Origin of the sequence: Pseudomonas sp. MF6396, assembly GCF_002018915.1 — a bacterium.
In the GTDB taxonomy this organism is placed as follows: domain Bacteria; phylum Pseudomonadota; class Gammaproteobacteria; order Pseudomonadales; family Pseudomonadaceae; genus Aquipseudomonas; species Aquipseudomonas palmensis.
In genome coordinates, this window is record NZ_MVOK01000009.1 from 63,385 (window position 1) to 78,537 (window position 15,153).

Sequence of the window (15,153 nt, forward strand, 5' to 3'; positions counted from 1 at the left end):
TCAAGGCGTGTGCAGGGGGTCGCCAGCGGCTGCGGTGCGGTCCACCACGCGAATACTGTCACGTCCACCGCGCTTGGAGGCGTAGAGCGCGCTGTCGCTTTGTTCGATCAGGGCCGTGAGGCTGCCCGGCGGCTGGTCGAACAGGTTGGCGCCGATGCTCAGGGTCACCGGCGCAGGCGTGGGGAACAGCTGCGCGGCGGCCTGCCGGAACTGCTCGCGCAAGGCGCCGCCCAGCGCCAGGATACGTTCGGTGGGGGCGTTGTTGAGCAGAATCACGAACTCATCGCCACCCAGTCGCGCCGCCAGGGCGCCGGTGGGCAGCACCGCGCGGATCATCTCGCTCAGGTCGACCAGCAGGCGGTCACCGGCGCTATGCCCGAACAGGTCGTTGACCAGCTTGAAGTTGTCGATATCGATCAGCAGCAACGCTCCGGGCCGCGTGGCCGACACGTCTTCGAGCAGGCGCGGCGCACGGACTTCCAGGGCGCGGCGGTTGTACAGGGCCGTCAGCGGGTCGCGGGCGGCCAGGCGGGCGATGCGTTTTTCTCGCCGGTAGCGCTCGGTGCCGGTCATCGACAGCGCAATCAGCATGATTGCCATGGCGCCTTCCACCAGCGAGATCTGGATGATCTGGCCGCGGAACGCCGCCAGGTCGATCAGCGTGCCGGGCACCACCGCCGTGATCGCCTTTGCCACGTAGAACAGGCCGTGCATCAGCAGCACGTAGCGCAGTTGCACCGCCCCCACGCTCAGCGACTTGCCATGCGGGCGCAGCAGTGCACTGGCCTTGAGCGCCAGCAGCGCCACCAGCAGCGAGTTGACCAGCAGCATCAGCTTGGACCATTGCGGCTCCTCGGGTACCACCAGCAGCGCGAGCCATACCACGAAGACCAGGTACCAGCCCCGCGACAGCTGGGTTTGCGTGAAACGCCCGACACCCAGCAGGAACAGCCAGTGCGCCGTCACCAGCAGGCCATTGGCGAACCAGATACCGATCAGCAGCAGGCCGCTGCTGCGCAGCAGCGCGAGGGTACAGCCCACGGTGATGGTGGCGAACCCGGCGCTCCAGAACAGCAGCGAGGGTTCACGCACGCTGCGCCACTCGATCGCCAGGTACAGCGCGGCGGCCGCGGCGAGGGCGATCGTGATGGTGAGCATCGTGGGTGGGTCTAGCGCCATGGCGAGCGGGCCTGCATGAAGTGCACGGAAAGCGGCGATTGTAAGCGTTTGAATCGGTTTTTCGCAGTGCTTGCGCGAAGCGTTTCAGCCGGCTGTCGCAAACCTGGGCCAGCCTGTCGCGGGCAGTGCAAAAGACCCTATCGACCCTGTGGCCAATGGTCCTCGATTACGTACCACGGCGCCTTCGAAGCCACCTCCACATGGCGCTGCCTGTCGAACGTCAGGGGTGAGTCCAGGGTGCCCAGCGCAATCGAGATCCAGTCGGCATGGTCCCCCTGTGAGCGCGACCAGAACAGCGATGAACCGCAGTCGCCACAGAACTGGCGCGCCACCGACTCGGACGATGCGTACGACTTGAGCCGCTCGCCTCCCTGCAGCAGTTGCAGGTCGTCGCGCCTGACGCTGGCGTAGCTGGCGAACGCCGCCCCGTGGCCCTTGCGGCACTGGCTGCAATGGCAGTGCGAAACCGCCTTGAGGGGCGCGCTGAGCTGATAACGGATGGCGCCGCACAGGCAGCTGCCCTGGTACTGGTGTGTCATGGAAGGTCCAACCCGGTTGCTCGCAATACAGGGCCGACAGTCTAAGCTGATCCCTTGCCCGTCATGCAACACACCCTTTTGCCACCCTGCACCGAGGCCCCGCCCTATGCCGTTGTTTCGCCCTCCCTACGCCAGCGCCCTGGCGCTCTGCCTGTCCTTCGCCTGTACCGGCGCCATCGCTTCCCCCGCCCAGGACCTGCTGGAAAAAGCCAAGGCCGAGCAGTCGAGCTACCTGGATACCCTCAAAACCCTGGTATCGGTGGACACCGGTACCGGCACCCAGCAAGGCCTCACCGACATCGGCGCATTGCTGGTCAAGCGCCTGGAGGCCCTGGGCGCCACGGTGCAGACCAGCGCCGCCACGCCCTCGGTGGGCAACAACATCGTCGGCACCTTCAAGGGCAGCGGCAGCAAGCGCTTCATGCTGATGGTGCATTACGACACCGTGTTCGGCCCCGGCACCGCCGCCAGGCGCCCGTTTCGCATCGAGGGCGAGCGTGCCTATGGCCCCGGGGTGGCCGACGCGAAGGGCGGGGTGGCGATGATCCTGCATGCGATCAAGCTGCTGCAGGATGTGCGCTTCAACGACTACGCCACCCTGACCGTGCTGTTCAACCCCGATGAAGAAATGGGCTCGCTCGGCTCCCGGCAGATCATTGCCGAGCTTGCGCGCAAGCATGACTACGTCTTCTCCTACGAGCCCCCGAACAAGGACGCGGTGACGGTGGCCACCAACGGCATCAACCAGCTGCTGCTGGAAGTGCGCGGTCGCTCGGCACACGCCGGCTCCGCCCCTGAAGACGGGCGCAACGCCTTGACCGAGCTGGCGCACCAGGTGGTGCAGCTCAAGGACCTGGGCGACCCGGCCAAAGGCACCACGGTCAACTGGACCCTGGCCAAGGCCGGCGAGAAAGCCAACATCATCCCGGCGCTGGCCACCGCCGAAGCCGACATGCGCTATGCCGACCTGTCCGAAAGCGACCGCGTGCTGGCCGACGCGCAACGTATCAGCCAGGCCCGGCTAATCGCCGACACGCAGGTCACGCTGACCCTGCGCAAGGGGCGCCCGCCGCTGGCCAGAAATGAAGGCTCCGCCGCCCTGGCCAGCACTGCCCAGCAGTTGTATGGCCAGATCGATCGCAGCCTGGAACCCATCGCCATGCGTTTTGGCACCGACGCCGGCTATGCCTATGTGCCCGGCAGCGCCACGCCGGCGGTGCTCGAAACCATGGGCGTGGTCGGGGCCGGGTTGCACGCCGACGATGAATACATCGAACTGTCCAGCATCGCGCCGCGCCTGTACCTGACGGTGGCGATGATCCGGCACCTCTCGCAGTAGGCTGCACCGCGCCCTCCCGGCACCCGGGAGGGCGGGCGGCTTCAGCTGTGGTTGATGTCGCGGTCCTTGGTCTCGGGCAGGAAGAAGGTACCCAGGATGGCGGTCATCACCGCGATCACGATCGGGTACCACAGCCCGTAGTAGATATCCCCCGTGGCCGCGACCATGGCGAACGCCACCGTGGGCAGGAAGCCGCCGAACCAGCCGTTGCCGATATGGTAGGGCAGCGACATCGAGGTGTAGCGGATACGCGCCGGGAAAAGCTCCACCAGCCACGCGGCGATCGGCCCGTAGACCATGGTCACGTAGATCACCAGGATGGTCAGCAGCAACAGCACCATGGGGTAGTTGGTCTTGTTCGGGTCGGCCTTTTCCGGGTAGCCGGCGTCCTTCAGGGCCGCGCCCAGGGTGGCGGCGAAGGCATCGTTCTGCGTCTTGAAGTCGGCGGCCGGCAGGCGGCTGCCGTCGAAGCTGGGCACCACCGTGCTGCCGATGCGCACCTGCGCCACGCTGCCGGGCTCGGCCTTTTCGTTCACGTAGGGGATCGCGCGCTTGGCCAGCACGCTCTTGGCCACGTCGCACGAACTGGTGAAGCGCGCCTTGCCCACCGGGTCGAACTGGAACGAACACTGCGCCGGGTCGGCGACCACCGTCACCGGGTTGCGTTCCTGGGCACTGAACACGTCGGGGTTGCCGTACTGGGTCAGCGCATGAAAGATCGGGAAGTAGGTCAGCGCCGCCAGGATGCAGCCGGCCATGATGATGCCCTTGCGCCCGATGCGGTCGGACAGGCTGCCGAAGATGACGAAGAACGGCGTGCCGATCAGCAGCGAACCGGCAATCAGCAGGTTGGCGGTCTGCGGGTCGATCTTGAGCGTCTGCAACAGAAAGAACAGCGCATAGAACTGCCCGGTGTACCACACCACCGCCTGGCCGGCGGTACCGCCGAGCAGCGACATGATCACCACCTTGAGGTTGTCCCAGCGGGCGAACGACTCGGTCAGCGGCGCCCTGGATGCCTTGCCTTCGGCCTTCATCCGGTTGAATACCGGCGACTCGCTCAGTTGCAGGCGGATGTACACCGACACGATCAGCAGCAGAATCGACAGCAGGAATGGTATGCGCCAGCCCCACGCCTCGAACGCCTCGGTGCCCAGCACGGTACGGCACGCCAGGATCACCAGCAGCGACAGAAACAGCCCCAGCGTGGCGGTGGTCTGGATCCACGAGGTGAAAAAGCCGCGCTTGCCGGGCGGTGCGTGCTCGGCCACGTAGGTGGCGGCGCCGCCGTATTCACCGCCCAGCGCCAGGCCTTGCAGCAGGCGCAGGGTGATCAGGATCACCGGGGCCGCCACGCCGATGCTCGAGTAGCTGGGCAACAGGCCCACCACCGCGGTGGACACGCCCATGATCACGATGGTGATGAGGAAGGTGTGCTTGCGCCCGATCATGTCGCCCAGGCGGCCGAACACAATGGCGCCGAACGGCCTTACCGCAAACCCGGCGGCGAAGGCGAGCAGGGCGAAGATGAAGGCAGTGGTTTCGTTGACCCCGGCAAAGAAGTGCTTGGCGATGATCGCCGCCAGGGAGCCATACAGATAGAAGTCGTACCACTCGAACACGGTGCCCAGGGACGAGGCAAAGATGACCTTGCGTTCCTCTTTGGTGATCCCGCGCCTGGGCGCACTGCCTGTGGAAGTGCTGTCGATTGTCGCCATGAGTTTTCTCCGGATTGTTGTTGTAGGCCGGAACACCCACTGCCACTTCACCCAAGCCCTGGGGCTGATGTCATCGGACTACGCAATGCGCACAGACACCTCGCAGCGCTGCCCGCTCGTTTGAAGCATAATCAGCTTCGCGCAGATATCCACTCGCCGGCGGTTGGCCGGACGGCAGGAGGGGGCTGCAATAACCAGACGTGATGAGAAAGGGACACGCAATGCCGCAAAATGCTGACGACTCGTTCTACGACCGCGCCGACGCCCATATAGAGCTGTCCAACGAGCAGCTCGGGCAGGTCCAGGACCTGGGCAAGGTGAGTGCCTCGATGATGTTCGGCACCACCCGGTTCAATGCCTGGGTGAGTGCGCGCAACTTCAAGTCGGGGGAAGAAATGGCGCAGGCACGCGAGGCGATGCTCACGTACTTCTGCGACCAGTACCGGATGATGCTCGAAGACAACCTGGACGACCATATCAACAACTTTGCGACGTACATGCAGGGTTCGGCCAAGTAACGCGTTGCCCGCTTCGCCGGCAACGCCGGCTCCTACAAGGAAGAACCGTTATGGCAGGTGAATACAATCTGGCGCTGGTGATTGCCGCGGCGCTCAGCGCGCTGGCGGCCGTGCTGCACGTGGGTACGATCATCGCGGGGCCGTCCTGGTATCGCCTGTTCGGGGCGGGTGAGCGCTTCATCCGGGCGGCGGAGGCGGGCCGGACCTTTCCGGCGGTGGTCACGGCAGCGATTACGCTGGTGCTGCTGAGCTGGGCGGCCTTTGCATTGTCGGGGGCGGGCGTGATCGCGCCGCTGCCGTTGCTGCTGCCGGCGTTGTGCGCGATCACGCTGGTGTACCTGCTGCGCGGTATCGCCGGGCCCTTCGTGCTGGCCAATACCGGGCGCAGCCAGCGCTTCATCGTGGTGAGCTCGCTGGTGTGCCTGGGGTTCGGGGTGGTGCACCTGGTGGGGCTGGTGCAGGTCTGGGGCCGCCTGGGCTGATCCGCGAATGGCCGGGCGGGGGCGCTGGGCCGCCGGTGCCTCCACCCGGTCGGCCTCAGGCCTGTGCAGCCACACTGGCCATGAACAACCCCAGTTTTTTCTGGAAGTCGGCCACCTGCTGGTTGCCGGTGTCCTCGTTGCAGCGCAGCTCCCATTTCAGGCGTGATACCTGGCGCTGCACCGCATCGCACTCGGTATCCAGTTGCACCAGCCGGTTCAACTGTTCGCTGCGTTGCCCGGCCTGCTGGCTCAGCTCCACGAACCGCCAGGATTTGCCCGGCTGGATGTGGGTCTTGCGATAGCTGACCTGCAACGTGGGGCGTTCATCGTGCAGGTTGAGGTTGAGGTAGAACTTGATCTGCTTTTTCAGCACGCTCTGCAGGTTGAGGTCGTCCACCACCTCGCGACGGCCGCTCAGGTAGTCCTCGATGAACGGCAGGTTGTCGCGGTTCTGCTCACTGAAGGTCGCCGGTTCGATCAGTGCCGGGGTCAGGTTGACGGCAATCTTCTCGAACTCCAGAAAGTAGGTGTGGATGTCGTCGAGCAGCGCCTTGCGCTCGTCGTGAAGCTGCTGCAGGTGCTGTTCGCTGTCGTGCAGTGCCTGGGCCAGCGCCGGCGATGTCTTGTCCGGGCTGTGCTTGCCCTGCAACGAGCGGAAGGCATAGCGGGCGAGGAAGTCGGACAGTGCCTCTTCCCCCCGGGCCGCCAGTGCCACTGCCTGGGCCTGCAGGTCGGCGGCCGCGCCCTCGAGGTCGCAATTGCGGAGCTTGGTCAACAAGGTGGTGAGTGTCGCTTGATCCATATGCAGCCCTCCCTTTGGCTGCCTCGCACAGTACTGCACCTGAGCGCCGGCCTGCCAGTGTCGGTGAAGCAGGTTGTTTCGGCGGCAATCATAAAAATCCACCGCAAGCTAATGAGAAGTATTACCATGCACGACTCCCGTCAGCCTGCGTCCCGGAACCCTGCCGATGCATCCACTTTCCAGCACCCACCATGCGGTGGGCGAACTCTACGTTCAACACCACAGCTGGTTGACGCAGATGCTGCGCCGCAAGCTGGGCAACCGGGAGCAGGCGCTGGACCTGGCGCAGGACACCTTCGTGCGCATCCTGCGCAGCGAAGCACCGCCGGTGTACCGCGAGCCGCGTGCCTACCTAACCACCGTGGCCAGCCGCCTGTGCATCCAGTACTTTCGGCGCCATGCGCTGGAGAAGGCCTACATGGAGTCGCTGGCGCATCTTGAACCGGCGCTGGTGCCGTCCCCGGAAACTCGCCTGCTGGTGCTCGAGGCGCTGGATGCGGTGGGCCAGGTGCTCGATGGGCTGGGCAGCAAGGTGCGCGAGATCTTCCTGCTGTCACAGCTTGACGGTCTGACCTACGCGCAGATCGCCGAACACCAGGGGCTGACGGTTAACGTGGTGCAAAAGGCCATGCTCAAGGCCTACCGACACTGCTATGCGGCGGTCTACGGCGCATGAGCCGCTTCGCCCGGATCGACAACCAGCCGCTGGACCCCGGCGTGGTAGAGCAGGCCATGCTGTGGATGGTCACCCTGCAGTCGGGTGTCAGCAGCCTGGCCGAGCAGCAGGCCTGCCAGCACTGGCGCAATGAAAACCCCCAGCATGAACTGGCCTGGCAGCGTCTTGCCGGGCTCACCCATGACCTGCGCCAGGGCACCAGGACGTTACCGGCCGCCGGCGCGCGCGGATTGCTGCAGGCACGTGGCACTGCGTCGCGGCGCAATGTGCTCAAGGGCTTCGCCGGGCTGGGGGTGGTACTGGCGGCTGGCCTTAGCGTGCGTGAGCGGGTGCTGCTGCCGGAACTGTTCAGTGACTACCGCACCACCACCGGCGAGCGTCATCACGTGGCGTTGTCTGGCGAGGTGGAGCTGACCCTGGATACCCGCACCGGCGTGGATGCTCACGCAGACGTGCTGGCGCTCAACCTGGGGCGGATCATGCTCACCCTGGGGCAAGGTGCTTCGCTGGCGGTGCGCACCGCCAATGGCTGGGTACGCCCCGAGCCCGCCTCGCGGCTGGTGGTCAGCCAGGGCCTGCCCGGGGTGTCGGGTACCCAGGTGCAGGTGCTGGCAGGCAGTGCCTCGATCGCCTGGCCCGGCAGCACCCGCATGACCTTGAGCGCCGGCCAGCAGGTGGCGTTCGGGCAGCAGGTCGGCAGTGTCGAACCCCTCGACGCGGGCGCCCAGGCCTGGGTTGACGGACTGCTGATTGCCGAGCGCATGCCACTGGGCCAGGTGTTGGCCCAGCTCGACCGCTACCGGCGCGGCGTACTGCGCTGCGATCCGGCGGTGGCGGCCTTGCAGGTGTCGGGTTCGTTCTCCCTCGATCGGCCCGATGCCAGCCTCGACCTGCTGGCCAGTGTGTTGCCGATACGGGTACAGCGTGTGTTCGGCTACTGGGCAAACGTGGTCGTGGCCTGAGAACGATTATTTTTAACAGCGGCGGCAGTTTTTTCCATCTCATGCATCAAGACCAGGGAAGACGCTGAAAAACAGCGCATCGCCAACACCCTCAACCCATGGAATTGTTTATGCACAGCCGCCTCACTCCGCTTGCCGGTGCCTTGCGCACGGCCATCCTCGGGCTTTCCCTCGTGTGCGCCAGCCAGGGCGTACTGGCCGGCGCCGATGCCCACGCCACCCACGCCTTCCATATCGGCGCCGGCAACCTCGATCGCGTGCTCGGCGCATTCGGCCAGCAGGCCGGGGTGATGATCGCGGTCGACTCGGCCCTGACCCAAGGCATCCACAGCAGCGGCCTGGACGGCAGCTACGCCATCGCCGAGGGCCTTGAGCGACTGCTCGCGCCCCAGGGCCTGCAGGCGATGCCCGAAGGCGAGGGCTACCGGGTAATGCCAAGGCTGGCCACCGGCAGTGCGCAGCTGGAGCTGCAGGCCACCGAAGTCAGCGCCAACCAGCTGGGCACCATCACCGAAGGCACCGGCTCCTACACGCCGGGCACCATCGCCACCGCCACGCGCATGGTGCTGACCCCGCGGGAAACCCCGCAATCGATCTCGGTGGTCACGCGCCAGGCCATGGACGATTTCGGCCTGAACGCCATCGACGATGTGATGCGCCACACCCCCGGCATCACCGTGTCGACCTACGACAGTGAACGTACCAACTACTATTCGCGCGGCTTCTCCATCGTCAACTTCCAGTACGACGGCATCCCGACCCTGCGTGACGCGCAGTACTCGGCCGGGCAGACCCTTACCGACATGGCGATCTATGACCGGGTCGAGGTGCTCAAGGGCGCCACCGGCCTGCTCACCGGCGCGGGCGGCCCCGGTGGCACGATCAACCTGATCCGCAAGAAGCCGACGGCCGACTTCAGGGGGCATGTGGACCTGGGCGCCGGCTCCTGGGACAACTACCGCTCGGAGATCGACCTCAGCGGCCCGCTGACCGACAGTGGCAACGTGCGGGGCCGGGCGGTGGCCGCCTATCAGGACAAGCACTCGTTCATGGACCATTACGAGCGCAAGACCAGCGTGTACTACGGCATCCTGGAAGTGGACCTGGACGAAGACACCCTGCTGACCCTGGGCGCCGACTACCAGGACAGCGACCCCAGGGGCTCGGGCTGGTCGGGCAGCCGTCCGGTGTACGACTCCCAGGGCAACCCCATCAGCCTGCCGCGTTCGTTCAACAATGGCGCCAAGTGGAGCAGTTGGGAGCAGTACTCGCGCACGCTGTTCGCCACCCTGGAGCATCGCCTGGCCAATGACTGGGTCATCAAGGGTCAGTACAACCACCAGATCAATGGTTATGACGCGCCACTGGGCTCGGTGTCGCCCGACACCCCGACCGTGTCGTCGATCTATTCGCGCAAGTACACCGGCGAAACCACCAGCGACAGCGGCGACCTCTACGCCACCGGGCCGTTCAGCCTGTTCGGGCGCGAACACCAACTGGTGGTGGGTGGCTCGGTGTCCAGCTCGCACTGGAAGGGCGACAACTACAACAACGTCACCTACTTCGACAACGAATACGATCTGGAGAGCTGGCACGGCCAGGCCATCGAGCCGGACTGGGGCTCGGTGACAAAGCGCAACGACGAAACCACCCGGCAAAGTGGCGGCTACCTGACTGCGCGCTTCAGTGTCACCGATGACCTTTCGCTGCTGCTGGGCAGCCGCCTGGCAAACTTTCAGGTCACCGGCACCAGCGACAGCCAGGAGAGCGGACGGCTGGTGCCCTATGCCGGGGTGGTGTACGACCTCAACAGCAACTTCTCTGCGTATGCCAGCTACACCGATATCTTCCTGCCGCAGACGGCCTACCGTGACAGCCGCAACAGGATGCTCGAGCCCAACGAGGGCCAGAACTACGAGGTGGGCATCAAGGGTGAGTTCTACGACGGTCGCCTGAACACCAGCCTGGCCTACTTCGAAGTGCACGAAGATAACCGCCCGCAGGCCGACACGTTCTACAACGCCAGGCCAACCAACCCCGACATCGACTACGCCTACATGGGCATCAAGTCCAGAACCAAGGGCTACGAGGCAGAGGTGTCCGGGGAGCTGGCACCCGGCTGGCAGGTGCAGGCCGGCTACACGCACAAGGTCAGCCGCGACCAGGGCGGGGCCAAGGTAGCTACCTGGGAGCCCGAAGATCAGCTCAACCTCTACACCACCTACAAACTTGGCGGGCGCCTCGACAAGCTCACCGTGGGCGGTGGGGCACGTTGGCAGGGCAAGGGCTGGCAGGTCCTCAACAACTACGCCAAGGGCACCAATGACACTTTCACCCAGACTCCGTACTGGCTGGTCGACCTGATGGCGCGCTACCAGTTCACCGAGCACCTGTCGGCGTCGGTCAACGTCTACAACCTGTTCGACAAGTACTACTACACCAACATCGGCTTCTATAACTCCTCGTACTACGGTGACCCGCGCAACGTGATGTTCAGCACTCGCTGGGACTTCTGACGTCCAGGCCCGCTCCCGTGTGGGGGCGGGTTCGACCTGCGATGGGTGCACCCGAAAAATCCGCGTCGGGCAAAAATCACTTCCGAGCTTTCGATTCCCGTGCAGTGAAGGCACAATGCGTGTCCTTTTTTTGGCCGGCCTTGCCGGGGGCCTCGAAATGATCAAGACGCCGTACTACCTCATCGACAAAACCAAGCTGCTGCACAACATGCAGAAGATCGCCTATGTGCGCGAACAGTCCGGGGCCAAGGCCCTGCTGGCGCTCAAGTGCTTCGCCACCTGGTCGGTGTTCGACCTGATGCAGCAGTACATGGACGGCACCACCTCGTCCTCGCTCTACGAGCTCAAGCTCGGCCGCCAGAAGTTCGAAGGCGAGACCCACGCCTACAGCGTGGCCTGGGCCGACGATGAAATCGACGAGATGATCGAGAACTGCGACAAGATCATCTTCAACTCCATCGGCCAGCTGCAGCGCTATGCCCAGGCTACCGAAGGCAAGGTGCGCGGCCTGCGCGTCAACCCGCAGGTGAGCAGCTCGGACTACCTGCTGGCCGACCCGGCGCGCCCGTTCAGCCGCCTGGGCGAATGGGACCCGGTCAAGATCGATGCGGTCATGTCGCAGATCTCCGGCTTCATGTTCCACAACAACTGCGAGAACGGCGATTTCGGCCTGTTCGACCAGATGCTCAACACCATCGAAGAGCGCTTCGGCGAGCTGCTGCACAAGGTCGAGTGGGTGAGCCTGGGCGGCGGTATCCACTTCACCGGCGAAGACTATGCACTGGATGCATTCTGCGCGCGCCTGAAGGCGTTCTCGCAGAAGTACGGCGTGCAGGTGTACCTGGAGCCGGGCGAAGCGGCGATCACCCAGAGCGCTTCGCTGGAAGTGACCGTGCTCGACACCCTGTACAACGGCAAGCACCTGGCCGTGGTCGACAGCTCCATCGAGGCGCACATGCTCGACCTGCTGATCTATCGCCTCAACGCCAAGCTGGCGCCCAGCGAGGGTGAGCACACCTACATGGTATGCGGCAAATCCTGCCTGGCCGGGGACATCTTCGGCGAGTATCAATTCGATCGTCCGCTGGCCATCGGCGATCGGCTGTCGTTCATCGACGCGGCAGGCTACACCATGGTCAAGAAAAACTGGTTCAACGGTTTGAAGATGCCATCCATCGTAGTGAAACAACTTGACGGTACTGTCGAGGTGGTTCGCGAATTTGGTTTTGACGACTACCTGTCCAGCCTCTCGTAAGCTGGCGGAAAGGAGAGATAAAGAAATTGAAGAAAAACGTTCTTATCATTGGTGCAGGAGGTGTCGCCAAGGTGGTGGCCCACAAGTGCGCGCAGCACAACGACGAACTCGGTCGTATTGCCATCGCGTCACGCAACATCTCCAAATGCCAGGCCATCATCGACAGCGTCAAGGCCAAGGGTAGCCTGAAGGTACCCGCCGACATCACGGCCTTTTCGCTCAATGCTCTGGATGTCGAGGCAACCAAGGCGCTGATCCGCGAAACCGAATCGCAGATCGTGATCAACGTCGGTTCCGCCTTCCTCAACATGTCGGTGCTGCGTGCCTGCATCGATACCGGCGTGGCCTACCTGGACACCGCCATTCACGAAGAACCGGGCAAGATCTGCGAGACGCCGCCCTGGTATGGCAACTACGAGTGGAAGCACCTCGAGGAATGCCAGCAGAAGAACATCACCGCCATTCTTGGCGTGGGCTTCGACCCGGGTGTGGTCAATGCCTATGCAGCACTGGCGCAACAACAGTATTTCGACCGCATTGATTCGATCGACATTCTCGACGTCAATGCCGGCTCCCATGGCAAGTACTTCGCCACCAATTTCGACCCGGAAATCAATTTCCGTGAATTCACCGGACAGGTGTGGAGCTGGCAGAACAGCCAGTGGACCAGCAACACCATGTTCGAAGTCAAGCGTACCGACGACCTGCCGGTGGTGGGTTCGCAGAACCTGTACCTGACCGGCCATGACGAAGTGCACTCGCTGTCCAAGAACCTCGACGTGCCGAACGTGCGTTTCTGGATGAGCTTCGGCGAGCACTACATCAATGTGTTCACCGTACTGAAGAACCTGGGCCTGCTGTCCGAGCAACCGGTGAAGACCGCCGAGGGCCTGGAAGTGGTGCCGCTCAAGGTGGTCAAGGCCGTGCTGCCGGATCCGTCTTCGCTGGCGCCGGGCTACACCGGCAAGACCTGCATTGGCGACCTGGTCAAGGGCACCAAGGACGGCCAGCCACGCGAAGTGTTCATCTACAACGTGGCTGATCACGAAGAGGCCTATGCCGAGACCGACAGCCAGGGCATCTCCTACACCGCGGGCGTGCCGCCGGTGGCGGCGGCCCTGCTGGTGGCCCGTGGCGAGTGGGACGTGCAGCGCATGGCCAACGTCGAGGAACTGCCGGCCGAGCCGTTCCTGAAGGCGTTGGACGTGATGGGCCTGCCGACCCGCATCAAGGACGAGAACGGCGATCGTCCCTGGAACTGATGGGTTCAGGCTGACAAAAAAAGGGGGGCGCCGTGATGGCGTCCCCCTTTTTTGTGTTGTGCCCTTCGCCAGCAAGGCTGGCTCCTACAGACCTACCAAACCCGTAGGAGCCAGCGTTGCTGGCGAAGAGGCCAGACCAATCAACTCAAGATAAACGGCCACCCACCAGCATCGGGGTTCGCGGCGGTATCAAGCGCTTTGAACCCGTAGCCTCGAACGCCGAGGCCAGGCGCAGCAACGCCGAGTCATCATACGCCCGCCCGGCGAAGGTCAGCCCCACCGGCATGCCGATGTCCGCCATCACCCCCATCGGCACCGTCACCGTCGGCACCCCAAGGTGACGGATCGCCAGGTTGCCGTTGGCCACCCACACCCCGTTGCTCCAGGCAATATCCGCCGAGGCCGGGTTCACATCGGCATCGGCCGGGGCCACATCGGCCACCGTCGGGAACAGCACCGCATCCAGCCCCAGCCTGTCCATCCAGTCTTCCAGGTCGATGCGCCGCGTCTGCTCCAGCCCGCGCAGGCCATCGGGCAGGGTAGCGATCTGGTCCCACGGCGTGATGCCGCGCTCGGCCATGCGCACATACTCGTCCATGCCCGCCGCCAGGTCGCCCTCGCGGTTGGGCAGGGTGCCGGGGTCGTGGGGGAAGATCTTCGGCCCGTCCACGTCCACCAGGCGGTTGAGCTGCGGGTCGCCGTTGGCCTGCAGGAAGTCGTCGAAGGCCCAGGCCGTCAGGTCCCACAGTTCATGGTGCAGGAATGCCTTGGACACCAGGCCGCGATTGAACACGGTGGGCGCACCTGGGCGGTCGCCCTCGCAGTTCGATACCAGCGGGAAATCCACTTCGAGCACCTCGGCGCCGGCCGCTTCCAGTGCCTTGCGCGCCGCCTCCCACAGTGCGATCACCGAAGGCCGCGTGTTGATGCGCTGGCCGGTCGGGCCGCCGATGCCGGGGCTGTCCGAGGTGCCGGCATCCGGGTCCTTGTTGATGTACATGCGCGGGATGCCGAAGCGCTTGCCGGCCAGCGCCGCGCTGTCCGCCGCCAGTTGCGGGTAGGCGGCGGGGCGCACCGAGGCCACGCTGGGGATCGGCACCCAGGGCTGCAGGCGCCACAGGTCGCCACGGGTGTCGGGGTCTTCGGCCACCACCACGTCGAGCACTTCGAGCAGGTCGGCCATGGTGCGGGCGAAGGGCACCACCACGTCCATGGTCGGCGTCAGCGGCCAGTTGCCGCGCACCGAGATCACCCCGCGCGAAGGGGTGTAGGCGCACAGGCCATTGTTGGAGGCCGGGCCGCGGCCGCTGGACCAGGTTTCCTCGGCCAGGCCGAACGCGGCGAAGCTGGCCGCCGTGGCCGTGCCCGCGCCGTTGGACGAGCCCGAGGCGAAGGGTGCGGTGAGGTAGGCGGCGTTGTACGGGCTTTCGGCCCGGCCATACACGCCGCGCTGCATGCCGCCGTTGGCCATGGGCGGCATGTTGGTCTTGCCCAGGCAGATCGCCCCGGCGCCGCGCAGGCGCTCGATGGTGAAGGCGTCGCGGTAGGCCACCAGGTTGGCGAAGGCCGGGCTGCCGGAGGCGGCGGTCATGCCCTTGACCAGGTAACTGTCCTTGGCGGTGTAGGGGATGCCGTCGAGCGGGCCGAGGGGCTTGCCCTGGGCACGACGCTCGTCGGATGCCTGGGCTTCGCGCAGGGCTTCGGGGTTGCGTACCACCACCGCATTGAGCGCGGTGGGCGTGTCTGCGCCGTCGTAGGCATCGATGCGGGCGAGGTAGGCCTTCACCAGCTCGACCGAGGTGGTCTGGCCCGATTCGAGGGCGGCGCGCAGCTGCGCAATGGAAACTTCGGTGACTTCGATCATGCGGTGGTTACCAGCGGCCAAAGGGGTCATGAGTGATGGCG

General features: G+C 64.9%; 13 protein-coding genes. 8 read left to right on the forward strand and 5 right to left on the reverse strand.

What is annotated here, in order from left to right; translation table 11 throughout:
- Together MF6396_RS11355 and MF6396_RS11360 are read right to left on the reverse strand one after the other, a co-directional pair.
- Positions 1–1,179 carry a GGDEF domain-containing protein gene (locus MF6396_RS11355; protein WP_177346322.1) on the reverse strand — a complete coding sequence of 393 codons (1,179 nt, stop codon included), beginning with the start codon at positions 1,177–1,179 and terminating at the stop codon, positions 1–3.
- 137 nt (positions 1,180–1,316) lie between these two features.
- The gene (locus MF6396_RS11360; protein ID WP_043861378.1) at positions 1,317–1,718 is read right to left on the reverse strand and encodes a GFA family protein; all 402 of its coding nucleotides are present in this window, start codon (positions 1,716–1,718) and stop codon (positions 1,317–1,319) included.
- Positions 1,719–1,824: 106 nt separating this feature from the next.
- Between MF6396_RS11360 and MF6396_RS11365 the strand changes: the two genes are divergently transcribed.
- On the forward strand, positions 1,825–3,057 hold the full coding sequence (locus MF6396_RS11365) for a M20/M25/M40 family metallo-hydrolase (RefSeq protein ID WP_078480332.1): 1,233 nt from the start codon (positions 1,825–1,827) through the stop codon (positions 3,055–3,057).
- Positions 3,058–3,098: 41 nt separating this feature from the next.
- Here MF6396_RS11365 and MF6396_RS11370 read toward each other — a convergent pair whose 3' ends face one another.
- On the reverse strand, positions 3,099–4,775 hold the full coding sequence (locus MF6396_RS11370; RefSeq protein ID WP_078480333.1) for an MFS transporter: 1,677 nt from the start codon (positions 4,773–4,775) through the stop codon (positions 3,099–3,101).
- A gap of 221 nt (positions 4,776–4,996) precedes the next feature.
- Here MF6396_RS11370 and MF6396_RS11375 point away from each other — a divergent pair, with 221 nt between their 5' ends.
- Positions 4,997–5,293, forward strand: a complete 297-nt coding sequence (locus MF6396_RS11375; protein WP_043861375.1) for a DUF3144 domain-containing protein — start codon at positions 4,997–4,999, stop codon at positions 5,291–5,293.
- A gap of 50 nt (positions 5,294–5,343) precedes the next feature.
- Entirely contained in the window at positions 5,344–5,775 is a 432-nt protein-coding gene (locus MF6396_RS11380; RefSeq protein WP_078480334.1) for a hypothetical protein, read from the forward strand.
- Positions 5,776–5,830: 55 nt separating this feature from the next.
- Here MF6396_RS11380 and MF6396_RS11385 read toward each other — a convergent pair whose 3' ends face one another.
- Complete coding sequence (locus MF6396_RS11385) at positions 5,831–6,577, reverse strand: hypothetical protein (RefSeq protein WP_078480335.1); 747 nt, start codon at positions 6,575–6,577, stop codon at positions 5,831–5,833.
- A gap of 166 nt (positions 6,578–6,743) precedes the next feature.
- Between MF6396_RS11385 and MF6396_RS11390 the strand changes: the two genes are divergently transcribed.
- From MF6396_RS11390 to MF6396_RS11410, 5 genes are all read left to right on the forward strand, one after another.
- A complete protein-coding gene (locus MF6396_RS11390) occupies positions 6,744–7,253 on the forward strand; it encodes a sigma-70 family RNA polymerase sigma factor (protein ID WP_043861372.1) in 510 nt (169 codons plus the stop codon).
- Positions 7,250–8,215 carry a DUF4880 domain-containing protein gene (locus MF6396_RS11395; RefSeq protein WP_078480336.1) on the forward strand — a complete coding sequence of 322 codons (966 nt, stop codon included), beginning with the start codon at positions 7,250–7,252 and terminating at the stop codon, positions 8,213–8,215. The genes MF6396_RS11390 and MF6396_RS11395 overlap by 4 nt, the downstream gene beginning before the upstream one ends.
- 110 nt (positions 8,216–8,325) lie before the next feature.
- Positions 8,326–10,731, forward strand: a complete 2,406-nt coding sequence (locus tag MF6396_RS11400) for a TonB-dependent siderophore receptor (RefSeq protein WP_078480337.1) — start codon at positions 8,326–8,328, stop codon at positions 10,729–10,731.
- Positions 10,732–10,888: 157 nt separating this feature from the next.
- Entirely contained in the window at positions 10,889–11,986 is a 1,098-nt protein-coding gene (nspC, locus tag MF6396_RS11405; protein WP_043861418.1) for a carboxynorspermidine decarboxylase, read from the forward strand.
- Between the two features lie 26 nt (positions 11,987–12,012).
- Positions 12,013–13,248 (forward strand): saccharopine dehydrogenase family protein, encoded by a 1,236-nt coding sequence (locus MF6396_RS11410; RefSeq protein WP_043861369.1) that lies wholly within the window; start codon positions 12,013–12,015, stop codon positions 13,246–13,248.
- 145 nt (positions 13,249–13,393) lie between these two features.
- Here MF6396_RS11410 and MF6396_RS11415 read toward each other — a convergent pair whose 3' ends face one another.
- Positions 13,394–15,112 (reverse strand): amidase, encoded by a 1,719-nt coding sequence (locus MF6396_RS11415; protein ID WP_058540113.1) that lies wholly within the window; start codon positions 15,110–15,112, stop codon positions 13,394–13,396.
- Between the last annotated feature and the right edge of the window lie 41 nt (positions 15,113–15,153).